This window comes from Modestobacter versicolor (assembly GCF_041028285.1).
GTDB lineage: Bacteria > Actinomycetota > Actinomycetes > Mycobacteriales > Geodermatophilaceae > Modestobacter > Modestobacter versicolor_A.
Window position 1 is genome coordinate 103,970 of record NZ_JABGDB010000005.1, and the last position, 23,605, is coordinate 127,574.

Genomic DNA, 23,605 nt, shown 5'->3' on the forward strand with positions numbered 1-23,605 from the left:
TCTTGACCCTCGACACCCTGCTCCCGCGACCGGACCCACCCTGTCGGGGGCCGCCCGTAGCCTGGGCCGGTGCTCGGCGACTGGCGGGAGATGGTCACCGACGCGGCGTTGACCGACGCGGTGGGCGCGGAGGTGCTCGACCGGGCCCGGCCCTACGTCGCCCGCAGCGTCCTCGACGTCCGGCTGGCCGACGACGGCCGACGGCTCACCGGCCTGGTCCAGGGCGCCGGGTCCGCGCCGTACCGGACGACGGTGGTGCGCACCGACGGCGGCCGGGTCGGCTGGGCCGGCGCGTGCACCTGCCCGGTCGGCGACGACTGCAAGCACGCGGTCGCCGTCCTGCTGTCGCTGCGGCCGAGCATCGAGACCGCACCCGGCGGCACCCGGCGCGGGGCCGCCTCCGGGTGGGAGGAGCAGCTCGAGGAGCTGGTCACCGCGGCGGCCGACCGCACGCCGCGCAGCGTGGTGCCGATCGGGCTGCAGTTCGAGGTGGTCGAGCCGGACCCCGGCCGGGGGCGCGCCTCGATCGGCGCGCCGGGCACCCGGCAGCGGCTGGTCCGGCTGCGGCCGGTCGTGCCGGGCCGCAACGGCCGGTGGGTGCGCACCGGGGTGTCGTGGCGGCAGCTGCAGTACGACAGCACCCGGGCGGGCTGGGACCCGGCGCACCTGGCGTCCATGCGCGCGCTGCACGCCACCCACCAGGCGGCCCGCAACCAGTACTACTCCTACGCCCCGGTCGACGTGTACCTGCACGAGTTCGGTCCGGGCCTGTGGCGGCTGCTCGCCGAGGCGGTCGCCGACGGCGTCCCGCTGCTGACCGCCGACCGCCCGCCCCGGCCGGTGCTGCTGGCCCCCGCGGACGCCGACGTCGCCGTCGACCTGCGCCGGGACGGCGCCTCCACCGCGCTGCACGCGGTCCTGCGGCTCGACGGGCGGGCGGTCGACCCCGGCCGGCTGTCCTTCCTCGGCGTCCCGCCGCACGGGGTGACCGTCGACGGGCTGCCCGCCGACGTGGCGCCCGAGGGCGCGCCCGGGCTGGTGCTGGCCAAGCTGGACGTGCCGGCGCCGCCGGCGCTGGCCGGGCTGGTCGCCCGCGGCGAGCCGATCGCCATCCCGGCCGGGGACGTCGACCGGTTCCTGCGCGACTGGTACCCGGGGCTGCGGCAGGCGGTGCCGGTGATCTCCGCCGACGGGTCGATGGACCTGCCCGAGGTCGTGGCGCCGCGGCTGGCCGCCGAGGTCGGGTACCCGGGCGACGCCACGGTCACCGTCTCCTGGTCGGTGCGCTACGGACCGGACCGGTCCTTCCCGCTCGACACCCAGCCCGGGCTGGGCCGGGACCTGCCCGCCGAGCAGGCCCTGGTGGCGGCGCTGCCCGGCCCGGTGGGCGGCCTGCCCGAGCTCTGGACGGAGGAGCGCCGGCTGGCCGGGTGGGTCGAGCTGGCCGGCACCGAGGCGCTGGAGTTCACCACCGAGGTGCTCCCCGCGCTGCGCGCAGACCCCGCCGTCGAGGTCACCGTGGTGGGCACGCCGACCGCCTACCGGCACACCACGTCGGCGCCGCAGATCTCCTTCGCCGCCCGGGACACCCGCGAGTCCGACTGGTTCGACCTCGGCGTCACGGTGACCATGGACGGCCAGCACGTCCCGTTCAGCACCCTCTTCCAGGCGCTGGCCGCCGGCCGCACCCGGCTGGTGCTGCTGTCGGGCACCTGGTTCTCGCTGCAGCGCCCGGAGTTCGAGCAGCTGCGGCTGCTGATCGAGGAGGCCCGCGAGCTGCGCGACGTCCCCGGCGACGGCGTCCAGGTCAGCCGGTTCCAGGCCGGGCTGTGGGAGCAGCTGCTCGGACTCGGCGTGGTCGAGCAGCAGAGCGAGCGCTGGACCCGGGAGGTCCGCGGCCTGATCGACGCCGAGCACGCGGAGCCGCCGCCGGTGCCGGCCGGGCTGGCCGCGGAGCTGCGGCCCTACCAGCGCGAGGGCTACGGCTGGCTGGCGTTCCTCTGGGACCACCGGCTCGGCGGGGTGCTCGCCGACGACATGGGGCTGGGCAAGACGCTGCAGACCCTGGCGCTGCTGTGCCGGGCGCACGAGGCCGGCGAGCTGGACGACGCCCCGGTGCTGGTCGTCGCGCCGACGAGCGTGGTGTCCACCTGGTCCCGCGAGGCGGCCCGGTTCGCGCCCGGCCTGCGGGTGGTCACCGTGGGGGAGACCGAGCGGCGGCGAGGGTCGGCGCTGGCCCGCGCGGTGGCCGGCGCGCACGTCGTCGTCACGTCCTACGCGGTCTTCCGGATCGACTCCGATGCCTGGACCGGGCTGCCGTGGCGCGGCCTGGTGCTCGACGAGGCGCAGTTCGTGAAGAACCACCAGGCGCGCACCTACCAGTGCGCCCGCCAGCTGGACGCGCCGTTCAAGCTGGCGCTGACCGGCACCCCGCTGGAGAACAGCGTGATGGACCTGTGGGCGCTGATGTCGATCGTCGCCCCGGGGCTGTTCCCCGACCCGGAGCGGTTCACCGAGGCCTACCGCGTCCCGATCGAGCGGGACGGCGACGCCGAGAAGCTGGCCCTGCTGCGCCGGCGGATCCGGCCGCTGATGCGCCGCCGGACCAAGGAGCTGGTGGCCGCCGAGCTGCCGCCCAAGCAGGAGCAGGTGCTCGAGGTGGTGCTCAACCCCCGGCACGAGAAGCTCTACCTGACCCACCTGCAGCGGGAGCGGAGCAAGGTCCTCGGCCTGGTCGACGACATGTCGAAGAACCGGATGACGATCTTCCGGTCGCTCACCCTGCTCCGGCAGCTCAGCCTGGACCCGGCGCTGGTCGACCCGGAGTACGCCGACGTCCGCTCCAGCAAGGCCGACGCCTTCCTCGAGCACCTGCGCGAGGTGGTCGCCGAGGGTCACCGGGTGCTGGTGTTCAGCCAGTTCACCCGGTTCCTGCGCAGCATCCGCGACCGGCTGGACGACGAGGGCATCGGCTGGGTGTACCTGGACGGGCAGACCCGGGACCGGGACGCCCCGATCCAGGAGTTCCGCACCGGCACCGCACCGGCGTTCCTGATCAGCCTCAAGGCCGGCGGCTTCGGGCTGACGCTCACCGAGGCCGACTACGTGTTCGTGCTCGACCCGTGGTGGAACCCGGCGAGCGAGGCGCAGGCGGTCGACCGGGCGCACCGGATCGGCCAGGACAAGACCGTGATGGTCTACCGGCTGGTGGCGGTGGGCACCATCGAGGAGAAGGTGATGGAGCTCAAGGCCCGCAAGCAGGCGCTGTTCGCGCAGGTCGTCGACGACGGCGCACTCGCCTCGGGCGCGCTCACCGCCGACGATGTCCGCGGCCTGTTCAGCTGACCCGGCGGGGCTCGCCGCGGTAGGTGCCGAAGCTCCACAGGTTGCCCTCCGGGTCGCGGACGGCGAACTCGCGGGAGCCGTGGTCGGTGTCCTCCAGCGGCCGGAGCACCTCCGCGCCGGCCGCGACGGCCCGCTCGAAGAGCGCGTCCGGCTCGTCGGTGACGACGTAGCAGCCGGTGCTGCCGGGTGCGACGTGCCAGCCCTCGGCGCCGTCGTCCCGCACCGAGCCGAGCATCACCCCGCCGCCCAGCGGCCAGGACAGCTCGGCGTGCGCCACGAGGTCGCCGTCGGCGTACACGGCGGTCTCCTCGAAGCCGAACGCGTCGACGAGGAAGCGGATCAGCGCCCGGGCGTCCCGGGCGCGGAAGGCGGGCCAGACGGTCGGCGGGGGTGCCTCAGGAGTGGTCATGGGCGGAGCCTGCCGCGCCGGCCGCCGTCCCGTCTTGGACGAATCCGAGCTCGGCGGCCAGCCAGCCGGTCGGCGGCAGACCGCTGAAGGCCCGCCACTCGCGGGTCAGGTGCGCCTGGTCGGCGAACCCGGCGGTGGCGGCGAGCCCGGCCAGGTCGAGCGGGCCACCGCCGGCCGCCCGGGCCGCGAGTGCCCGGCGGGCGCGGTCGAAGCGCACCACCCGGGCCGCCTCCTTGGGGGTCAGCCCGGTCTCGGCACGGAACCGCTCGCCCAGGTGCCGGTCGGACCAGCCGACCCGGTCGGCCAGCTCCCGCACCCGCAGCCGGCCGCCACCGGCCGTCGTCAGCCGCCACGCCTCGACCACCTCCGGCGGCGGGCCGGCGTCCGGGCGGGCGTGCCGGAGCAGCACCTGCTCGACGGCGGCGAACCGGCCGGCCCAGTCGGGAGCCGCCCGGACCCGGTCGACCAGCTCACCGCCGACCGGTCCGAGCACGTCGGGGAGCTCCACGTCGAGGGACGCGAGCGCCCCGGCGGGCACGCCGAGCAGCGCCCGCGCGCCCAGCGGGGTCAGGGAGAGCTGCAGGCCGACCTGCCGGCCGGGGTGCGCGATGAGCGCGGGCCGGGTGTGCAGCCCGCCGACCAGCCCGTCGAAGCAGCCGGGCGCCTGCCGCGGGTCGGGGTGGGCGGCCATCACCAGCGGCTCGTCCAGGGTCACCACGAACGTCAGGTGCGGCGAGGGCAGCCCCCGGTGGACGCCGGGCGCGAGCCCCTCCTGCCGGTAGCCGACGGCGCCGGCCACGCAGCGGCGCAGGGCGGGGTGCACCCGGTGCACGACCCACTCCTGCGTCACGCGGTCAGTCTGGCCCCGCCCGCACGGCCAGCACCACGACGTCGTCGTCCCGGGGCTCCACGACCTGCGCCAGCACCCGGTCCAGCAGGCCGGCGAGGGGCAGCTGCGCCTGCCCGGCCAGCGCGGCGACCACCCGGTCGGTGCCCGCGTCGATGTCCCGGCCGGCGGCGCGCTGCTCGATCAGGCCGTCGGTGTAGAGCAGCAGGGTGCTGCCGGCGGGCAGGGCGACCTCGGCGTCGGAGCGCACCGTCTCCGGCCGGGCCCCCACGAGCAGCTCCGCCCGGCCGCCGAGCACCTCCACCCGCCCGTCCGGGAGCAGCAGCAACGGCGGCGGGTGCCCGGCGTTGGTCCAGCGCAGCAGGTGGGTGCCCGCCGGGCCGGGCTCGATCCGGCCGAGCACGACCGTCGCGAGGGTGTCGACGGCCAGCGCCGCCATCGCCCGGTCCAGCCGGCGCACCGTCTGCGAGGGGGGCTCGTCGCGGTCGACGGCGTAGCCGCGCAGCAGGGTGCGCAGCTGGCCCATGTCGGCGGCGGCTTCGATGTCGTGGCCGGAGATGTCGCCGACGGCGACCACCGTGGCGCCGTCCGGGGTGACGAACGCGTCGTACCAGTCGCCACCGACCGCGTCCCGGGCGTGCGCCGGGAGGTAGCGGGCGGCGATCGCGAGCCGGTCGCCCTCCGGCAGCCGGGTGAGCATCGCCCGCTGCAGCGTCTCGGCGACGTCGTTGCGCTCCTCGAGCAGCTCCTGGGTGCGGCGCCACTGCTCGGCGGCCACGGCGGCCGACCGGTCGGCCCGGTCGCGGACCGCCCGCAGCTGCAGCTCCGAGGAGCAGGCCGCCGCCAGGTCGGTGAGGACGGCGAGGTCGTCGGCCGACCAGTCGCGCGGCCGCGAGTCGATGGCGCACAGCGACCCGACGACCAGCCCGTCCGCGTCGACCAGCGGCATGCCGGCGTACGCGACCACCGCCAGGTCCCGGACGGCGAGGTTGTCCCGCACCAGGTCCTCGTCGCGGGCGTCGGTGATCACCAGCGGCTCCCCGGCGAGCACCACGTGCTGGCAGAAGGAGTGCGACAGCGGCGTGCGCCGGGTGGTCTGCCACGGCTCGGGGAGGCCCAGCGCGCCGGGGAACACCTGCTCCTCGGCGTCGACCAGGCTGACCAGCGCGACCGGCACGTCGAGCTGCCGCCGGACCAGCCGGACGAAGCGCTCGAACGCCGGGTCGGAGGTGGCCGGCAGCGGGGTGGACGCCGGCAGAGCGGCTCGCGGTGCCGCAGCGGCGGTCGACCGCTCCGGCTCCACGTGATCAGGCTACGGGCGACCGAGCGGCCGTGGGGCTCCCGCCTGGGACGGGTTCAGCCCTCCACCTGCTGCAGGAACCGGCGCACCGTCTCCAGGAAGACCTCCGGCTGCTCGGAGTGCACCCAGTGGCCGGCGTTCTTCACCCGCACCAGCCGGGTGGTGGGGAACAGCTGGTCCATCCGGGGCCGGTCCTCGTCCAGCACGTAGGTGGAGTTCGCGCCGGCGATCCACAGCACCGGCCCGTCGAAGGTCGCACCGGGCGGCGGGTCGGGGAACCGGCGGAGCTCGCCGAGGTCGCGGGCGAGGGTCTCCAGGTTCAGCCGCCAGCGCCAGCCCCCGCCGCCCGCGCCGTCCCGGACCAGGCTCTGCAGCAGGAACGACCGGACCATCGTGCTGCGGACGGCGGTGCGCAGCGCGGCGTCGGCGTCTTCCCGGGTCTGCAGCGTGTCCAGGTCCACCCCCTGCATCGCGGCGATGAACGCGGCGAACGGGGAGGCCTCCTCGTCGGGGTCGTCGGTGCGGCCGCCGCTCTCCGGGTAGTCGGTGGGCGCGATGTCGACGACGACGAGCGCGCGCAGCAGCTCCGGGCGGCGCAGCGCGAGCTGCATGGCGACCTTCCCGCCCATCGAGTGCCCGACCAGGGTCACCGGGTCGCCCAGCAGGGCCAGCTCGGCGGCGACGTACTCGGCCATGTCGCCGTAGTCCACCCGGTCGGTCCACGGCGAGTGCCCGTGGTTGGGCAGGTCGAGCAGGGTCACCCGGTGGCCGTCGTCGGCCAGCCGGCGGGCGATCGTCGTCCAGTTCCGCCCCTGGCCGAACAGCCCGTGGACGAAGACGACCCGCGGCCCGGTGTCGCCGAGCGTGCGCGCCGCGAGCCGGATGGCGTCGGTCATGCCGCCATCCCACCAGACGCCCGCCCCCGGCGATGTCGCTCCCCGGGATCGTCGGTGGCCGCGGTTAGCGTCGGGCTCCACCCGCCGGCCCAGGAGGACACCCGTGCCCGGACGCCGTCGGCGCTCCACCAGCTCCACCCGCTCGACCAGCGCCACCCGCTCGGCCGCCAGCACCACCACCCGGGCGCGCACCCGGCCGGCGCCGAAGCGGGCGCCGGCCGCCGCCGCGCTGCCGACGGCCCGCGCGGGGGAGCGGGTGTGGGTGCTCGCCGTCCCGTTCCGCGCGCCGGCACCGGGCGCGACCTGGCACGCCGGGCTCTCCGCGCACGTGTACGTCGGCCCGTCGCTGCCCGCGGCGCTGGCGCCGTACGACCCCGGCCCGTACACGTTCGAGCGGTTCGTCGAGGACGAGCTCAACGCCACCCCACGGCCGGTGCCGCCGGGCCGGCCGATGACCCCGCGCGCCGAGCAGCTCACCGGTGCGCAGGTGGTCGCGGCGCACGCCGCCGCGGGCGGCCGGATGTTCCTGCTCGGCGACGACCCGGGGGTCGGCAAGACCGGCACCGCGGTGCTGGCGGTGCAGCAGATCGCGGCGCAGCGGGCGGAGCAGCGGCCGGTGCGCACCGTGCTGGTGGTGGCCGACCGGCCGGCGGCGATCACCGTGCCGCACTGGACCCGGTCGATCGCCGCCTTCGGCGACGGCGGGCTGCGCTGGTGCGTGACCACCTGGGACCGGCTGGGCAAGGTGGCCGGGATGCTGAAGGCGACCGGGACCCGGTTCGACGTGGTCGTCGCCGACGAGGCGCACATGGTCCGGCACACCACCACCCAGCGCTGGAAGCACTGGCGGTCCGTCTCCGGCGCGGGCCGGGTCAAGGACGCCCCGTTCGTGCTGCTCGCCACCGCGACCCCGGCGCACACCCCGCTGGAGCTGCCCTACCTGGCGCCGCACTTCGCCGCCGTGCACGGCGAGCCGCTCAAGGACTGGACCGACCTCCCCGGCCGGCTCGCGGCACACGGGTTCCACGTGGAACGTGCGCGCTACGGGTGGGCCTGGACCGAGGACGCCGACGAGCGGCGCGCCGACCTGGCCACGCTGCGCCGCTGGCTGACCGACACCGACCCACCCGCGACGCTGCACCGGCCGGCGCCCTGGGGGCCGGTCAGCGTCACCGGCACCGCGGTGGAGCTCACCCCGGCCGAACGCGCGCAGTACGAGGCGGAGTGGTCGGAGTTCCGGGCCGAGATGCAGCTGGCCCGGCGGAAGCGGGAGACCGCGCGCGGCCGGGCGGCCCTGCTGCGGTTCCGGCAGAAGGCCGGGCTCATCCGGGCGGCGGCGACCGTCGACTGGGTGACCGCGCAGGTGGAGGCCGACCGGCAGGTGGCCGTGTCGGTGGAGTTCGTCGAGACCGCCGCCGACCCGATCCGCGAGGCGCTGCTGGACGGCGGGATCGCGGTGGCCGGCATCTACGGCCGCGACCGCTTCGACGTCGAGGCCGAGCGGCTGCGCTTCCAGACCGGCGAGGCCCCGGTGTGCGTGTTCACGGTGACCTCGTCGATCAGCCTGCACGCCGGTGAACTGCTCCCCGGCGGGCTGACCGCGTCGACGACGCCGCGGGTGGGCCTGTTCCACCAGCCGCGGTTCTCCGGGATCGCCGCCCGCCAGGTCACCGGCCGGACGCACCGCGACCACCAGGTGTCCCCGTGGCGGGTGGCCTTCGCCGCGGACACCGTGGAGGAGGACGTCGCCCGGGTGATGGTGGAGCGGCTCGCGGTCACCGGGTCGACCGCGGGCGGCGACACCGCCGGGCTGCAGCAGATCGCCGAGCTGCTCGAGGCCGACTGGCTGCCGGCGACGTCGCTGACCGGCTCCGACTGGTGAAGGACCCCCTCGCCCCCCACCACTCGCACGCTCGCGGCGGGCCCCTGCGAGGGGGCCGGGGCGGTCAGCCGGCGTGCAGCCGCATCGGCAGGTGCGGGATGCCGTCCTCGACGTAGTCCGGGCCGGAGCGGCGGAAACCGAACCGTTCGTACCAGCCCTCCAGGTACGCCTGGGCACCGATGTCGATCGTGCGGCCGGCGCACAGCTCGATGCCGCGGGCGACGAGCTGGGCGGACAGGCCCTGGCCGCGGGCGGTCACGGCGGTGGCGACCCGGCCGATCGCCCGGTCCTCGCCGTTCTCCAGCACCCGGATCGTGGCCAGCACCTGACCGTCGTCGGCCTCGTGCCAGAGGTGCACGGTGCCCGGCTCGGCGTCCCGGCCGTCCAGCTCGGGGTAGGGGCACTCCTGCTCCACCACGAAGACGTCGACCCGCAGCCGCAGGATGCCGTAGAGCTCGGCGGGGGTCAGGTCGGCGAAGAGGGCCTCGCGCAGGCGGGGTGCGGTCGTCACCGCGGCATCGTCCCAAGCCGTCCGGGCGGGGGCGCCGAGCGGGTCGCGGAGGTGTCCCGGCGCGGCTCGAGCCCTGCCCACAGCTGTGGGCAGGGCTCGAGCGTCCAGGGGGGTGGTGCCGCGGCTCAGTGCGCGGGCGCGGACCCGTTGCCGTCCAGCGGCACCCGGACGACCGGTGCCGCCTCGCCCACGGTGCCGGCGGCGCCGCTGCCCAGCCGCTTGAGCAGCCCGGCGACGTCCAGGCCGGTGAGGTCGCCGGACAGCTGCAGCCCCTGGGCGACGTTGGCGGCCACCGAGCGGCCCAGCGAGCCGGCGCCGTCGGCGGAGATCACCGTCATCTTGTCCACCGACGACAGCGGTGCCGACGCCGCGGCGACCACCTCGGGCAGCACCTTGACCAGCATCTCCAGGATGGCGGCCTCGCCGTAGGTGGCGAAGGCGGTCGACCGGGCGTCCATGGCGGCGGCCTCGGCCTGCCCGCGCGCGGAGATCGCCGCCGCGTCGGCCGCGCCCTCGCGCTCGACGGCGTCGGCGATGGCCTGCCGGCGCAGCTTCTCCGCCTCGCCCCGCTTGGCGCCCTCGATGGCCTCGGCCTCGGCCAGCGCCGACCGCCGGGCGCGCTCGCCCTCACCGGACAGCCGGGCCTGCTCCGCCGCGGCCTGCGCCGCGGCGATGGTGGCCTGCCGCTGGGCCTCGGCGGTGAGGATCGCGGAGTTCTTCCGGCCCTCCGCCTCCTGCTCGACGCGGTACCGCTCGGCGTCGGCCGGGCGGCGGACCTTGGTGTCCAGCTGCGCCTGGGTGAGCGTGGCGGTGCGCTCGGCCACCTTCTCCTGCGCGGCGAGCACCTCCTGGTCCTGCGCCGCCTGCGCCAGCGGGCCGGCCGCCGCGGCCCGGGCCTTGGCGGCGTCGATCTCGGCGTCGATCTCGGCCTGCTTGAGCGCGAGCTGGCGGGAGGAGACCGCGATCGCCTCGTCGGCCAGCAGCTGCTCCTGCTGCGCCGCCTGCCGGGCCCGGGCCTCGGCGATGGAGGCCTCCTTGAGCACCCGCGCCGCCTCGGGCCGGCCCAGGTCGGCCAGGTAGGTGCCCTCGGCCTGGATGTCCTGCAGCTGGAAGGTGTCCAGCACCAGGCCCTGCCCGGTGAGCGAGGACTCGGCCTCCTCGGCGACGGCGGAGGCGAACGCCGCCCGGTCCCGGATGATCTCCTCGATGGTCAACCGGCCGACGATCGAGCGGAGTGCGCCGGCGAGCACCTCCGAGGTGAAGGTGTCGATGCCCTGCTGCTGGGCGAGGAAGCGCTGGGCGGCGGCACGGATGGCGCCCTCGTTGCCGCCCACCTTCACGATCGCCACGCCCTCCAGGTCGCACTTGACGCCCTGCAGCGACACCGCGCCCCGGATCGCCACCGGGATGCGGCGGCTGGACAGGTCGATCGAGTGCAGCTTCTGGACGACGGGCAGCACGAAGACGCTGGCGCCCATGACGACCTTCTGGCCCGACATGTCGCGGCTGACCGCGCCGTCGGTGCCGGTGACCGAGCGCCCCTGCCGGCCGGTGACCAGGAACGCCTGGTTGGGGCCGGCCACCTTGATCCGGGACAGCACGAGCAGCACCAGCAGGACCACCAGCACGGCGATGCCGCCGACGGCGTAGAGCAGGGTCATGGGGTCGTTCCTCCGGGGCTGGAAGGGGGGTCGAGCGGGTCGTCCGGCGCGGTGGAGACCACCTCGACGCTGGAGTCGGTCGGGGTGTCGACGACGTAGACGGGGGTGCCGGCGGCCAGCGGGACGGCGCTGCGGGCGTGGTACTTGAGCTGCTGGCCGGCGACGCTGAGCCGCACCTCGCCGAGGCCGCCGGCGGGGACGCGGGAGACGACGACGCCCTGGGCGCCGATCAGCCGGCTGCTGGTGAGCGTCGGCTCGGTGGGCATGTCCCGCAGCGCGGCCGACAGCCGGACCGCCCCCGCGGCCAGCGGCAGCGCGACGAGCAGGCCGCCGGCGACCGCGAGCAGGACGGTGACCGGCCCGGGCAGCTCGGGCAGCAGCGCGGTGACGGCGGCGCCGCCGAAGCCGGTGCCGCCGAGGAAGGCCGCGATGGCCGGGAGTGAGAACGGGCCGTCGGCGTCCCCGGGGACCAGGTCGCCGAACTCGCCGACCACGAGGGCGGCGAGCAGCACGAGCAGGCCGACCGCGCCCACGGCGAGGAAGGCCACCGCGATCGGGTCCACGTGCCCTCCTGGGATGCCGGACGCACAGAGTCGCAGGTCAGCGGCTCGTGATCAAGCTCGCTGCCACCCCGCCGGGTGAGGCGCGCTCATCCCGCGGCGTTGTACTGGGCCTTGATGTCGTCGGCGGTGAGGACCGTCTGCCAGACGCCCACGTGGGCGACCGAACCGGCGAGGTAGGGGCTGGTCGGCGCGTTGGGCCAGTTGCCGCTGAGCGAGTCGAACCCGACGCGCCAGTACCCGGTGAACGCCTCCGCGGACGTCGTCTGCAGGTTGGCCGCGACCATCGCCCCGTCCACGTAGAGCCGCAGGCCGGTGGTCGGCGAGAAGGTCGCCGTCATCTGGTGCCAGTTGCCGTCGCGGTAGGTCTTCGGGCTGGTCGCCGTCTGGTAGCCACCGCTGTAGACGCCGAAGACGAGCTGGCCGGAGTCGGTCAGGTAGACGTGCCGGTCGTACTGGCTGGACGCGGCTCCGTTGGTGCCGTTGCCGAAGCCGATCAGCTTTCCGCCGCTGCGGGTGCTGGTCGCGAACCACACCTGGATGCTGAAGGTCTGCGGGTTGTCCACGGCCGTGGTCGAGTAGACGTAGCCGGAGGCCCCGTCGAGCTGCACCGCCTTGCCGTTGCCGCCGCAGGCCGGTCCCGGCACCCGGTAGGTGACGCCGGTGCTGCTGTAGAAGCCGTTGACCGAGCCGGCGTAGATGCCGGCGTTGGCGGCGACCGGCCCGGACGCCTCCTGCAGCGGCAGGTAGCCGGGCGCGCTGGCCCCGGCGGACGTGCAGGAGAAGTACCGCGCGGCGGTCCACGCGTTGGCGTCGTTGGCGGTGGAGGCGGTGAACGCCGCCCCCGCGGCCGAGACGGCGGGCAGCCCGCCGAGCAGCGCGGTGAGCCCCAGCGCCGTCACCGGCACCAGCACCTGGGCCGCCCGGCGGGACCGGCGGGGGGCGTCGGGGGAGCGGTGGACCAGGGCGAGGGCGACCAGCGCGGCGAGGGCGGCGGTGGTGCCGGCCAGCGGCAGCGCCCGCCCCTCGGCGGCCCACAGCACGGGGAGGCCGAGGCCGGGCAGCCGCAGCGCCCCGACCCCGTGGACGGCGGAGGGGTCGACGAGCTGCGGGTCGGGGGTCGGGTTGGCGTCCCCCTGCAGCAGCAGGCCGGCGTCCTCGATGCCGACCAGCCGGTGCAGCCGGAGCCGGCCGGGGCTGGACGGGTCGTCGACGAGCAGGACCTGGCCGACGGTCAGCTCGTCGGCGGCGACCGGCCGGACGACGGCGACGTCGCCGGGGGAGACGCCGGGCTCCATGGAGCCCGACAGCACGACGCTGGTCTCCCAGCCGACGGCGGCGGGGGCGACCGAGGCCAGCAGCAGCAGGGCCAGGGTGCCCAGCAGGCCCCGGGCGACCGTGCTGAGCACGAGCGCCGGCCGGCCGGAACGCCACGGTGCCGGCCAGGACGCGGACGGCGCGGGGAGCGGAGGAGTGGTCACTTGGTACGCGCCTCCCAGACGAAGGTGAGGCTCGCGGTCCCGTTCTGGACGCTGTTGGGCGCGGTCGTCGGCAGCGACCAGCCGATCCGGTACACGCGGGCGGTGGCTGCGCTGCCGGTCGTCGTCCAGCTGCCGACGCCGGTCGTCCAGCTGTCGGTGGGGAAGGCGGCCAGGGTGCCGTTGTAGACCGTGCCGGCGGAGGTGAAGCCGTTGCAGTTGCTCGCGCCGCCGCGGCTGCCCGGGGCGCCGAGCTCGACGGTCAGCCGGAGCTGGCCGGACAGCGCGTTGGTGGTGGCGCGTCCGGTGCCGTAGAGCCGCACGGTGGCCGGGGACCCGCCGGCGGTCACCGCCACGCACCCGGTCCCGGAGGCGCCGGGCTTGATGCCGGTGGCGACGAACATCCGCTGCGCGGAGTCGTCGTCGACGAGGGTGAGGGCGCCGGTGCTCACGGTGGGCAGCGCCAGCGGGGTGGTCGCGTCGCTGAAGCCGGCGTAGGCGGAGTGCCAGACCAGCCCGGCGGCGAGCACGAGGGCACCGCCGGCCGCGACGACGGCCGGGGTGCGCACGGGACGCGGCCGGGGACGGCGGCGCAGCAGGGACCTCACGCCGACCCATCGGCCGATCGGGCGCCCGGGTTGAGCGCCGCCGTCACCCGACCGGGTGACCCGCCGCGGTGCTAGCGTCGCGGGCCGGCACGGGGTGTCCCACCCGGGACTGAGATCACACCCGTCGAACCTGCTCCAGCTGACACTGGCGAAGGGATGTCCCCCGGCGATGGACGCCACCGCTCTGCGTGCTGCCGCAACGGCGCTGCACGACTCCTCCCCCCTGGTGCACTGCCTGACCAACACGGTCGTGCAGGCCATCACCGCCAACGCCCTGCTGGCCGTCGGCGCGGCGCCGGCGATGGTCGACGACCCCGCCGAGGCCGGCGAGTTCGCCGCCGTCGCCTCGGCCGTGCTCGTCAACGTGGGCACCGTGCAGCAGCGCACCGCCGAGGCGATGCGGCTCGCGGCCCGGGCCGCCAACGAGGCCGGCACTCCCTGGGTGCTCGACCCGGTCGCCGTCGGCGGGCTCACCTTCCGCACCGCGCTCGCCGCCGACCTGGTCGAGCTGCGCCCCACCGTGATCCGCGGCAACGCCTCGGAGGTGCTGGCGCTGGCCGGTGCCGGCAAGGGCGGGCGGGGCGTCGACAGCACCGCGGCGCCGGACGACGCCCTGGAGGCCGCCGGTGAGCTCGCCCGGCGCACCCGCGGGGTGGTCGCGGTCAGCGGGCCCGTCGACGTCGTCACCGACGGGGACACCGTCGTCCGGGTGGGCGGCGGCTCCCCGCTGCTGACCCGCACCACCGGCGCCGGCTGCGCGCTCGGCGCCCTCGTGGCCGCCTACGTCGCCACCGCCGGCGACCTGCTCACCGGCACGGTCGCCGCCCACGCGCACGTCGCGCTCGCCGCCGAGGCGGCCGCGCTGGTGGCCGACGGGCCGGGCACCTTCGCCGTCCGGTGGCTCGACGCGCTGGACGCCGTGGACGGCGAGGCGCTGCTGCGCGCCCAGCTGTCCTGATGCGCGCCCCCTTCGACCCGACGCTGTACCTGGTCACCGACACCGCGCTCTGCGCGCCGCGGTCGGTGCCCGAGGTGGTGGCCGCCGCGGTCGCCGGCGGGGTGACCGCCGTCCAGGTGCGGGACAAGACGGCGACCCGCCGGGAGCTGCTGGCCCTCACCCGGGCCGTGCAGGCCGTGCTGGCCGCGACCCCGCAGGTCCGGCTGGTGGTCAACGACGCCGTCGACGTGGCGCTGCTGACCGGCGCCGACGGCGTGCACGTCGGGCAGGACGACCTCCCCGCCGCCGAGGTCAGGGCGCTGCTCGGCCCGGACGCGCTGGTCGGGGTGTCGGTGGGCTCGGCCCGGGAGCTGGACGGCGTCCTGGCGCTGCCGGCGGGCACGGTCGACCTGGTGGGGCTCAGCCCGGTGTGGTCGACCCCGACCAAGCCCGACGCCGGGACGGCGCTCGGGCTCGATGGCACCCGCACGCTGGCCGCCCGGGCCCGCGCCGGGGGGCTCACCGCGGTGGCCATCGGCGGCATCCACGCCGACACCGCGGCCGCGGTCGCGGCGACCGGCGTCGACGGCGTGTGCGTGGTCTCCGACGTGTGCGCCGCCGCCGACCCGCAGGCCGCGGCCCGTGCGCTGCGCGCCGTCCTGGCCGGGCAGCCGGTGCCGGCGTGACGGCGGCCGTCGCGCTGGCCGTGGCCGGCAGCGACCCCAGCGGCGGGGCCGGCGTCCAGGCCGACCTGAAGACCTTCAGCGCGCTGGGCGCCTACGGCACCGCGGTGCTCACCGCGCTGACCGCGCAGAACACCCGCGGGGTGACCGGGGTGCACGCCGTCCCGGCGGAGTTCGTGGGTGAGCAGCTCCGCACGCTCCTGGCCGACGTCACGGTGCACGCCACCAAGCTGGGCATGCTGGGGACGGCGGACGTCGTCCGCGAGGTGGCACGGGTGCTCGCCGACCGGCCGGCCGGACCGGTGGTCTGCGACCCGGTCATGGTGGCCACCAGCGGCGACCGGCTGATCTCCGCCGACGCCGTGGCCGCCGTGCGCGACGTGCTGCTGCCGGTCACCGACCTGCTCACCCCGAACGTGCCGGAGGCCGCGGCGCTGCTGGACGTCGCCCCCGCGACGACCGTCGCCGAGCTGGCCCCGCAGGCGCAGGCGCTGCTGGCGCTCGGGCCGGGCGCGGTGCTGCTCAAGGGCGGGCACCTGGGCGGCGCGGAGAGCGTCGACGTGCTGGTCACAGCCGGCGGCGTGGTGCAGACCCGGCGGCCGCGGGTGGGCACGACGTCGACGCACGGGACCGGCTGCACGCTGTCCTCGGCGATCGCCGCGCTGGCCGCGCGCACCGCGCTGGCCGGCCCGGATGCGCCGACGGACTGGGCGCCGCTGGTCGAGGGGGCGCGGGACTACCTGCAGGAGGCGCTGGTCGCCGGGGGCGCGCTCGGCGTCGGGTCCGGGCACGGCCCGGTGCACCACTTCGCCGGCTGGTGGCCGGCGTGACGGACCGGTCCTCCGCGGACCGGCCCCCCTCCGGCTAGTCCTCTTCTGCCAGGACCTCGCGGAGCACCCGGGCGGCCAGGTCGTCCCCGCCGGCGGCGGCGATCGAGAAGTGCTCGATGGCGCCGTCGACGTCGCCGGCGTCCAGCAGCAGCACGCCGAGGTTGTGGTGGGAGTGCAGGTCGCCGCCCTCGATGCCGGCGCGGTAGGCGGCCTCGGCGGCGACGTCGTCGTCCAGCTCGTCGCGGTACAGGTTGCCCAGCGGCAGCCAGCTGGCGACCTCGCCGCGCAGCGCGCCCTCCTCGAGCACTGACCGCGCCTCCTCGACCCGGTCGGTGCTGCGCAGCAGGTGCGACAGGCTGGTGCGGGCGTGCTCGTACACCCGGGCACCGGCGCGCAGCTGCGGCTCCAGCGCCGGGTCGCGGGTCTCGTCCCAGCGCCAGCAGGCCAGCGTGGCCGCGGCGACGTCGTCCCCGGCGTCGGCGGCGACCTGGACCCAGTGCCAGGCCTCCAGCTCGCGGCCGGACTCGCGCAGGTCGTAGGCCAGCTCGAGGGCCGCCGGGGCGTTCCCGCGGGCGGCGGCGGCGCGGAAGGTCCGCTCGGCCTCCGCCGCCCGGCCCAGCGCGCGCAGCGCCTCGCCGAGCGCCGCCCAGCCGTTCGGGTCGCCCCGCTCGATCGCCTGGCGGGCCGCCCGCTCGGACTCCGGCCAGCGGCCGAGCTGGCGCAGGTCGTGCGCCAGGTTCAGCCAGGCGTCGTCCTCGCCGGCGTCGGCGGCCTGCTGGTGGACCGCCGCGGCCTCGGCCCAGCGGCCCAGCGCGCTCAGGCTGTTGCCGAGGTCGAACAACGCGACCGCGTCACCGTGCACCGCGGCGCGCCGGAACCAGCGGACGGCCTCCTCGTGGTCGCCCAGCTCGGCGAGCTCGCACCCGCGGTCGACGAGGGCGTCGACGTCCAGGGCGTCGTCGTCACGGGGTGCGGGCACGGCTGGCAGTCTGCCGTGCCCGGCGGCGTCCGCCCACGCCCGGACGGGCCTCACCCCCCGTCAGGGGTGGTCCAGTCCGGCGGGTCCGCGGGCTGGAGCTCCGGGTCGTCGGCGGCGAGGGTGCGCACCCGGCCCGGCGGGGTCCGCGGGCCCTCGAACCGGACGGTCACCCGGTTGAGCCCGCTGCCCCACACCCAGCCGGCACCGTGCTCGGGGTGGACGACGTCCTGACCGGGGTACCAGGCGACCACCGCCGGCCCCGGGGCCGGGTCGGGCGGCAGCGGTCCGGCCGGCAGCTCGGTGGTCTCCTCCGGCTCGGGCTGGGCCTCCGCCTGGGCCTCGGCGAACAGGTCGCCCTGGGCGTAGGGCGACAGCCCGGACACGCCGACGCCGAGCAGCCGCAGCCCGCCGCTGCGGTCGACCGCGCCGAGCAGCCGGCGGGCGACCTCGGCGATCTGCCGGGCGTCGTCGACGGGCTGGGGGAGGGTGAGCGACCGGGTGAGGGTGGTGAAGTCGTAGCGGCGGACCTTGAGGGTCACCGTGCGCCCCGAGGTGCCCGAGCGCTGCAGCCGCGCGCCCACCCGGCCGGCGAGCGCGTCGATCTCCGCGCTCAACCGCACCGGGTCGGTGAGGTCGCGGGCGAAGGTCTCCTCGGCGCTCACCGACTTGGCCTCGCGGTCGGCGACCACGGCACGGTCGTCGTCCGCGCGGGCCAGCCGGTAGAGCCCGGTGCCGTGCGCCTGGCCGACCAGGCTGGTGAGGTCGACCAGCGTCATCCGGTGCAGGTCGCCGACGGTCGCCACCTTCACCTGGGCCAGCCGCTCGGCGGTGGCCGGGCCGACCCCGCCCAGGCTGCGCACCGGCAGCGGGTGCAGCACGTCGAGCTCGGTGCCCGCCGGGACGACGGTCAGCCCGTCCGGCTTGCGCAGCTCGGAGCCGATCTTGGCCAGCGACTTCGACGTGCCGATGCCCACCGAGCCGGTGACCCCGCCGGTGGCGACCGCGAGCCGCGCCTTGAGGTCCTCGGCCAGCGCGGTCACCCCGGCCACCGACAGGTCGTGGTCACCGGCGGCCAGGTCGACGTAGGCCTCGTCGATCGACACCGGCTCCACCAGCGGGGACAGCTCGCGCAGCATCGTCATGACGACGTCCGAGGTGCGCTTGTAGGCGGCGAACCGGGGCCCGAGGAACGCGGTGCCCGGGGGGCAGAGCCGCCGCGCCTCGGCGGTGGACATGGCGCTGCGCGCGCCGAACGCCCGGGCCTCGTAGGAGGCGGTGGAGACGACGCCGCGGCCGCCGGTGCCGCCGACGACGACCGGCCGGCCGCGCAGCGACGGCTTGTCCCGCTGCTCGACGGCGGCGAAGAAGGCATCCAGGTCCAGGTGCAGGATGCTCGGGTCACGCCGCACACCGTCGATGATGCCCTCATGACCGAACCGAACGCGTGGACCCAGCTGACCCAGGCCGACCCGGGCCACTCCGCGGCCTACGTCCAGCGGTTCCGCACCCTGGCCGCGCAGGGCGTGGACCTGGCCGGTGAGGCGCGGCTGGTGGACGCGATGCTGCCCCGCGGCTCCCGGGTGCTGGACGCCGGCTGCGGGCCGGGCCGGGTCGGCGCGTGGCTGGCGGATGCCGGCCACACCGTCGTCGGGGTGGACGGCGACCCGGTGCTGATCGCCGCGGCGGAGGCCGACCACCCGGGCCCGCGGTGGCTGGTGGGCGACCTGGCCGAGCTGGACCTGGCCGAGCGCTTCGACGCGATCGTCTGCGCCGGCAACGTGATGGCCTTCCTCGCCGCCGGCACCCGCCAGGAGGTGCTGCGGCGGTTCCGCACCCACCTGGCCCCCGGCGGTCGCGCGGCGGTCGGCTTCGGCGCCGGCCGCGGCTACCCGTTCGAGGAGTTCCTGGACGACGTCCGGGCGGCCGGGCTGGTGCCCGACGTCCTGCTGTCCACCTGGGACCTGCGGCCCTTCGCCCCGGACGCCGACTTCCTGGTCGCCGTCCTCAGCTGCGGGTAGGAGCCGGGCATGACGTACCTCCCGGACCCGGCGACGTTCTCGCTGCGCGGCGACCAGCCCTCGGCGGGCCGGACCCGGTTCGTCGCCACCGGCAGCCAGACCCGCGGCGACTTCGGCCTGTTCGAGGTGACGATGGCGCCCGGCGGCAGCGGCCCCGGGCCGCACCTGCACCGCACCTTCAGCGAGTCCTTCCACGTGCTGGAGGGCTCGCTGGACGTGCTGGCGGACGGGGAGTGGACCACGGCCCACGCCGGCGACCTGCTCTACGTCCCCCGCTCGGGCGTGCACGCCTTCCGGTCGGCCGGCCCGGACGTCGGCGCCCGGTTCCTCATCCTGTTCACCCCGGGCATCCCGCGGGAGGACTACTTCAGCGGGCTGCTGGAGCTGTACGCCGACGGCCGGACGCCGACGACGGCGGAGGTCGACGCGTTCGCCCTGCAGCACGACCAGCTGAACCTGCGTGACTGACGTCCGGGCGCGGCCACGGGGTCACTCGCAGGCCACGCCGTCCCCGTCGCCGTCCATCCGGTCCGACCAGCCCGGGTCGCCGCGGTGCAGCGGGGCGGCTCCGGCGGCGCGGGCGGCCGCGCAGTCCGGGTACGGCTGGGCCGCGCCCGGCGTCCCGGTGCCGGCGGGCGTGGGGGGTGCCGTGGTGGGCGCGGGGACCGGCTCGCCGGGGCAGTCGGCCAGCACCTGGGCGATGGCGTCGTGCTCGGCGGGGGTCACCCACAGCCCGTGGGTGGCCTTGACCGCGACCTGCCGCGCGACGTAGCCGCAGCGGGCGGCCCGGTTGCCCGGCAGCCAGGTGGCGGCGTCGCCGTCGCCCTTCTGCCGGTTGGCGGAGTAGTCGACGGCGAGCAGGTTGAGCGGGTCGTTGGCCAGCGCGGTGCGGCGGGCCTCGTCCCATCCGGCGGCGCCGGTCTGCCAGGCGTTGCCCAGGGCGACCACGTGGTCGACGTCGACGCTGCTGCCGTCGCCGCGGACGAAGGCGATGGTGGTGCCGGTGTAGGGGTCGGCGAGGGTGCCGGTGAGCACCACGCAGTCCCGGGTGGCGGGCTTGAACGTCTCGTCGGTGAGGTCGCGGGCGAGGACGTCGTTGCGGGTGTCGCAGCCGTTGCGGTCGACGTCGGCCCACTGCGGGCCGAACCGGTCGCGGTCGTAGCCGGTCTTGGCGGCGCGGCCCTTGACCGGCAGCGTGGCGAGGACGTCGACGGCGGCCTGCCCCGCGGCCGGCGCGCTGGCCGGTGCCCGGTCGGCGGCCTCGGAGACCGCGTCGGCGCCCGGTGCGGTGCCGGACGGGCCGGCGGGCTGGCAGCCGGTGAGGGCCAGCGCCGCCAGGACGGCGAGTACTGCGGCGCGCGGTGAGCGCTGTTCCACGTGGATCCCCCGGGAGTCGATGCCCTCCGACGCTAGGCGCGGAAGGGGCGCTCCCCGGGGACCTCGGCCGGCCGTGTCGGCCGGTTGCCCGAGTGCGTCAGTTGGCCATGTCGACGAAGCGGCTGTAGTGGCCCTGGAAGGCGACGGTGACGTTCGCGGTGGGACCGTTGCGGTGCTTGACCAGCATGATGTCGGCCTCGCCGGCCCGCGGGGACTCCTTCTCGTACATGTCCTCGCGGTGGATCATCATGACCATGTCGGCGTCCTGCTCGATCGAGCCGGACTCGCGGAGGTCGGAGAGCATCGGCTTCTTGTCCTGACGCTGCTCGGAGCCACGGTTCAGCTGGCTCATCGCGATGACCGGGAGCTCGAGCTCCTTGGCCAGCAGCTTCAGCGCGCGGGAGAACTCCGAGACCTCCTGCTGGCGGCTCTCCACCTTCTTGCCCGAGGTCATCAGCTGGAGGTAGTCGATGACGATGAGCTTGAGGTCGTTGCGCTGCTTGAGCCGCCGCGCCTTGGCCCGGATCTCCATCATCGTCATGTTCGGTGAGTCGTCGATGTAGAGCGGGGCGTCGGCGATCTCGCCCATCCGGCGGGCCAGCTTCGACCAGTCCTCGTCGGACAGCGTGCCGGCGCGCATGTGGTGCAGCGGCACCTTCGCCTCGGCCGACAGCAGGCGCATGGTGATCTCGTGCTTGCTCATCTCGAGCGAGAAGATCGCCGCCGGCATGTGGTGCTTCACGGAAGCGGATCGTGCGATATCAAGTCCCAAGGTCGATTTGCCCACGCCAGGGCGCGCGGCGATGACGATCATCTGGCCGGACTGCAGGCCGTTGGTCAGCTCGTCGAGGTCACGGATCCCGGTCGGCACGCCGCGGCTGACGCCACCGCGCGAGGCGATCGCGTCGAGCTCGTCCATGGTGGGCTGCAGGACGTCGGCGAGGCGCGAGTAGTCCTCGCTCATCCGCTTCTCGGTGACGTCGTAGATCTCCTGCTGCGCCCGGTCGACGATGTCGTCGACGTCGCCCTTGCCGCCGGCGGCGCCGTAGCCCAGCTGGACGACGCGGGTGCCCGCCTCCACCAGCCGGCGCAGCACGGCCTGCTCGGCGACGATCGCGGCGTAGTAACCGGCGTTGGCCGCGGTGGGCGTCGAGGCGATCAGCGTGTGCAGGTAGACCGCACCGCCCATCTTGGACAGCTGGTCGGTGCGGTTGAGCTCGGCGGCGACGGTGATCGCGTCGGCCGGCTCTCCCCGCCCGTACAGGTCGAGGACGACGTCGAAGACCACCTGGTGCGCCGGCCGGTAGAAGTCGGCGCCGTGCAGGACCTCCACGACGTCGGCGATCGCGTCCTTGCTCATCAGCATGCCGCCGAGCACCGACTGCTCGGCAGCGACGTCCTGAGGGGGCTGCCGGTCGTACTCCGGAGCCGCGGCCCTCGGCCTGCTGATGTCGTCGACGACCGCCACTGACGTCCCTCCCTCGCGCCCACGTCCGGCCGGTGCCGGCCCGGTGGGCGTCCTGCCTGTCACCACGCGCCCTGTCGAACAGGTGTTCGACGTCATGCCTACCACCGGGCGCCGACAGTTCGCGCCCGGTGGCAGCGCAGAGCGACGTTAGGAAGGTCCGGCGGCAGAGTCCAACACCGCCTGTGCGCAGGGTTCTGCACAACATGTGGACATGTCGGTGGACGGAGGCGGTGACCGTGTGGAGGACCCGGGGGACGGCGGCCGGCCACCTCCCGGCAACCCGGTCTCCACCTGCACGCCCGCCTGTCCCGCCCTGTGGACGCGGGGACGGCCCGGATTGCCGTCGTGTCGCGGACGCCCGGGCGTGTCGTGTCGTCCCACCGGACCCACCCGACGCGCGCCCCCGCACCGGCCGGCGACGGCGTACTGCACACCCTGTGGCCCAGTCGACACCCGGGAACGCCACGAGGGGCGCCGGACCGGAGTCCGACGCCCCTCGTGGGCGGTGCTGCGCTGGCTGCTAGCCGGCGACGACGTCCAGGGTGACCGGGACGTTGACCTCCGGGTGGACCCGCACCGTGACGGTGTGGGAGCCCAGGCTCTTGATGCTGCTCGGCAGCTCGATCCGGCGGCGGTCGAGCTCCGGGCCGCCGGCGGCGGTGACCGCAGCGGCGACGTCGGCGGTGGTGATCCGGCCGAACAGCCGGCCACCGTCGCCCGAGCGGGCGGGCAGCGTCACGGAGAGCCCGGACAGCCGCGCCGCGACCGCCTGGGCCTCCTCGAGGGTGCGCACGTCCCGGGCGGCACGCGCCCGGCGCAGGCTCTCGACCTGCTTCTCGGCACCCCGGGTGGCCACGATGGCCAGCCCGCGGGGCAGGAGGTAGTTGCGGGCGTACCCGCCCTTCACCTCGACGGTGTCCCCGGCAGAGCCGAGGCCGTTGACCTCCTGGGTCAGGATCAGCTTCGTCGCACTCATGTCAGCGCGCCGTGGAGGTGTAGGGCAGCAGGGCCATCTCGCGGCTGTTCTTCACGGCCACGGCGACGTCACGCTGGTGCTGGCTGCAGTTGCCGCTCACGCGGCGGGCACGGATCTTGCCGCGGTCGGAGATGAACTTCCGCAGCAGGGTCGTGTCCTTGTAGTCGACGCCGGTCGCCTTGTCCTTGCAGAACTGGCAGACCTTCTTCTTGGGCTTGCGTACTGGGGGCTTGGGCACTGGGGTTCTCCAGGAGTGACGGATTGGAACGGCCCTCTCGCAGGGGCCCACGTCGCGCGGAGCGGGACGTGGGGGGCGAGGGGGTCCTTAGTCAGAAAGGGGGCTCGTCGGACGACGCCGGCGGGGTCGACCAGGGGTCGCTCGCACCGCCGCCGGAGAAGCCGCCACCGCCGCCGGAGTTGCCTCCGCCACCGCCACCGCCGCCGAAGCCGCCACCACCGCCGCCGCCCTCGCTGCGGGCAGCGCGGGTGACCTTGGCCGTGGCGTAGCGGAGCGAGGGGCCGATCTCGTCGACCTCGAGCTCGATGACGGTGCGCTTCTCGCCTTCCTTCGTGTCGAAGGAACGCTGCTTGAGGCGACCGGACACGATGACCCGCGAACCGCGGGTCAGCGACTCGGCGACGTTCTCCGCCGCCTGGCGCCAGACGTTGCACCGGAGGAACAGCGCCTCGCCGTCCTTCCACTCCTGCGACTGGCGGTCGAAGGTGCGGGGGGTGGAGGCGACGGTGAAGTTCGCGACGGCGGCGCCGGACGGCGTGAACCGCAGCTCCGGGTCGGCCGTCAGGTTCCCGATGACGGTGATGACGGTCTCGCCGGCCATG

At 75.8% G+C, this 23,605-nt stretch carries 23 protein-coding genes and 1 riboswitch; of the genes, 7 read left to right on the forward strand and 16 right to left on the reverse strand.

Translation table 11 applies throughout. The annotated features are described in order from the left end of the window. Positions 1-69 precede the first annotated feature (69 nt). On the forward strand, positions 70-3,345 hold the full coding sequence (locus HL054_RS16640; protein ID WP_369140150.1) for a DEAD/DEAH box helicase: 3,276 nt from the start codon (positions 70-72) through the stop codon (positions 3,343-3,345). Here the strand turns inward: HL054_RS16640 and HL054_RS16645 are convergent. From HL054_RS16645 to HL054_RS16660, 4 genes are read right to left on the reverse strand one after another with little or no spacing between them, the layout of a single operon-like run. After that, positions 3,338-3,754, reverse strand: a complete 417-nt coding sequence (locus HL054_RS16645; protein ID WP_369140151.1) for a VOC family protein — start codon at positions 3,752-3,754, stop codon at positions 3,338-3,340. The genes HL054_RS16640 and HL054_RS16645 overlap by 8 nt on opposite strands. After that, entirely contained in the window at positions 3,741-4,604 is an 864-nt protein-coding gene (locus HL054_RS16650; protein ID WP_369140152.1) for an AraC family transcriptional regulator, read from the reverse strand. The genes HL054_RS16645 and HL054_RS16650 overlap by 14 nt, the downstream gene beginning before the upstream one ends. Before the next feature lie 4 nt (positions 4,605-4,608). Then, positions 4,609-5,904 carry a PP2C family protein-serine/threonine phosphatase gene (locus HL054_RS16655; protein ID WP_369140153.1) on the reverse strand — a complete coding sequence of 432 codons (1,296 nt, stop codon included), beginning with the start codon at positions 5,902-5,904 and terminating at the stop codon, positions 4,609-4,611. Between the two features lie 53 nt (positions 5,905-5,957). Continuing rightward, the gene (locus HL054_RS16660; RefSeq protein WP_369140154.1) at positions 5,958-6,797 is read right to left on the reverse strand and encodes an alpha/beta fold hydrolase; all 840 of its coding nucleotides are present in this window, start codon (positions 6,795-6,797) and stop codon (positions 5,958-5,960) included. A 103-nt stretch (positions 6,798-6,900) separates the two neighbouring features. Here HL054_RS16660 and HL054_RS16665 point away from each other — a divergent pair, with 103 nt between their 5' ends. Next, entirely contained in the window at positions 6,901-8,679 is a 1,779-nt protein-coding gene (locus HL054_RS16665; RefSeq protein ID WP_369140155.1) for a helicase, read from the forward strand. A 64-nt stretch (positions 8,680-8,743) separates the two neighbouring features. On the opposite strand, the gene HL054_RS16670 is transcribed toward HL054_RS16665, so the two are convergent. The 5 genes from HL054_RS16670 to HL054_RS16690 form a co-directional block, all read right to left on the reverse strand. Next, on the reverse strand, positions 8,744-9,190 hold the full coding sequence (locus HL054_RS16670) for a GNAT family N-acetyltransferase (protein ID WP_369140156.1): 447 nt from the start codon (positions 9,188-9,190) through the stop codon (positions 8,744-8,746). 125 nt (positions 9,191-9,315) lie between these two features. After that, positions 9,316-10,851: an SPFH domain-containing protein gene (locus HL054_RS16675; protein WP_369140157.1), complete on the reverse strand. Its 1,536-nt coding sequence runs from the start codon at positions 10,849-10,851 to the stop codon at positions 9,316-9,318. Beyond that, positions 10,848-11,414 carry an NfeD family protein gene (locus HL054_RS16680; RefSeq protein WP_369140158.1) on the reverse strand — a complete coding sequence of 189 codons (567 nt, stop codon included), beginning with the start codon at positions 11,412-11,414 and terminating at the stop codon, positions 10,848-10,850. Before HL054_RS16680 ends, HL054_RS16675 begins: the two co-directional genes overlap by 4 nt. 86 nt (positions 11,415-11,500) lie before the next feature. Beyond that, positions 11,501-12,892, reverse strand: coding sequence for a LamG-like jellyroll fold domain-containing protein (locus HL054_RS16685; protein WP_369140159.1), 1,392 nt, complete (start codon positions 12,890-12,892; stop codon positions 11,501-11,503). Continuing rightward, the gene (locus HL054_RS16690) at positions 12,889-13,497 is read right to left on the reverse strand and encodes a hypothetical protein (protein ID WP_369140160.1); all 609 of its coding nucleotides are present in this window, start codon (positions 13,495-13,497) and stop codon (positions 12,889-12,891) included. The genes HL054_RS16685 and HL054_RS16690 overlap by 4 nt, the downstream gene beginning before the upstream one ends. Before the next feature lie 80 nt (positions 13,498-13,577). Further along, positions 13,578-13,671, forward strand: a riboswitch (TPP riboswitch). Here HL054_RS16690 and thiM point away from each other — a divergent pair. The 3 genes from thiM (at position 13,667) to thiD (ending at position 15,947) form a co-directional block, all read left to right on the forward strand. After that, the gene (gene thiM / locus HL054_RS16695) at positions 13,667-14,455 is read left to right on the forward strand and encodes a hydroxyethylthiazole kinase (protein ID WP_369140161.1); all 789 of its coding nucleotides are present in this window, start codon (positions 13,667-13,669) and stop codon (positions 14,453-14,455) included. Its footprint overlaps the riboswitch before it by 5 nt. Then, the gene (gene thiE, locus HL054_RS16700; RefSeq protein ID WP_369140162.1) at positions 14,455-15,120 is read left to right on the forward strand and encodes a thiamine phosphate synthase; all 666 of its coding nucleotides are present in this window, start codon (positions 14,455-14,457) and stop codon (positions 15,118-15,120) included. Before thiM ends, thiE begins: the two co-directional genes overlap by 1 nt. Beyond that, complete coding sequence (gene thiD, locus HL054_RS16705) at positions 15,117-15,947, forward strand: bifunctional hydroxymethylpyrimidine kinase/phosphomethylpyrimidine kinase (protein ID WP_369140163.1); 831 nt, start codon at positions 15,117-15,119, stop codon at positions 15,945-15,947. Before thiE ends, thiD begins: the two co-directional genes overlap by 4 nt. A 34-nt stretch (positions 15,948-15,981) precedes the next feature. Here thiD and HL054_RS16710 read toward each other — a convergent pair whose 3' ends face one another. Both HL054_RS16710 and HL054_RS16715 read right to left on the reverse strand, forming a co-directional pair. After that, positions 15,982-16,926 carry a tetratricopeptide repeat protein gene (locus tag HL054_RS16710; protein WP_369140164.1) on the reverse strand — a complete coding sequence of 315 codons (945 nt, stop codon included), beginning with the start codon at positions 16,924-16,926 and terminating at the stop codon, positions 15,982-15,984. Between the two features lie 50 nt (positions 16,927-16,976). Then, a complete protein-coding gene (locus tag HL054_RS16715; RefSeq protein ID WP_369140165.1) occupies positions 16,977-18,335 on the reverse strand; it encodes a DNA polymerase IV in 1,359 nt (452 codons plus the stop codon). An 18-nt stretch (positions 18,336-18,353) separates the two neighbouring features. Between HL054_RS16715 and HL054_RS16720 the strand changes: the two genes are divergently transcribed. Both HL054_RS16720 and HL054_RS16725 read left to right on the forward strand, forming a co-directional pair. Beyond that, positions 18,354-18,944, forward strand: coding sequence for a class I SAM-dependent methyltransferase (locus tag HL054_RS16720; RefSeq protein ID WP_369140166.1), 591 nt, complete (start codon positions 18,354-18,356; stop codon positions 18,942-18,944). 9 nt (positions 18,945-18,953) lie between these two features. Further along, positions 18,954-19,412: a cupin domain-containing protein gene (locus HL054_RS16725; protein ID WP_369140167.1), complete on the forward strand. Its 459-nt coding sequence runs from the start codon at positions 18,954-18,956 to the stop codon at positions 19,410-19,412. A gap of 21 nt (positions 19,413-19,433) precedes the next feature. Here HL054_RS16725 and HL054_RS16730 read toward each other — a convergent pair whose 3' ends face one another. The 5 genes from HL054_RS16730 to HL054_RS16750 all read right to left on the reverse strand — a co-directional run bounded on the left by HL054_RS16730 (position 19,434) and on the right by HL054_RS16750 (position 23,604). After that, positions 19,434-20,321, reverse strand: a complete 888-nt coding sequence (locus HL054_RS16730; protein ID WP_369140169.1) for a GmrSD restriction endonuclease domain-containing protein — start codon at positions 20,319-20,321, stop codon at positions 19,434-19,436. A 97-nt stretch (positions 20,322-20,418) separates the two neighbouring features. After that, positions 20,419-21,789 carry a replicative DNA helicase gene (gene dnaB, locus HL054_RS16735; protein WP_369140170.1) on the reverse strand — a complete coding sequence of 457 codons (1,371 nt, stop codon included), beginning with the start codon at positions 21,787-21,789 and terminating at the stop codon, positions 20,419-20,421. A gap of 520 nt (positions 21,790-22,309) precedes the next feature. Continuing rightward, complete coding sequence (rplI, locus tag HL054_RS16740; protein WP_369140171.1) at positions 22,310-22,765, reverse strand: 50S ribosomal protein L9; 456 nt, start codon at positions 22,763-22,765, stop codon at positions 22,310-22,312. Between the two features lies 1 nt (position 22,766). Then, complete coding sequence (gene rpsR / locus HL054_RS16745; RefSeq protein ID WP_110552524.1) at positions 22,767-23,003, reverse strand: 30S ribosomal protein S18; 237 nt, start codon at positions 23,001-23,003, stop codon at positions 22,767-22,769. Between the two features lie 91 nt (positions 23,004-23,094). Continuing rightward, positions 23,095-23,604, reverse strand: a complete 510-nt coding sequence (locus tag HL054_RS16750) for a single-stranded DNA-binding protein (protein ID WP_369140172.1) — start codon at positions 23,602-23,604, stop codon at positions 23,095-23,097. Position 23,605: the final 1 nt, after the last annotated feature.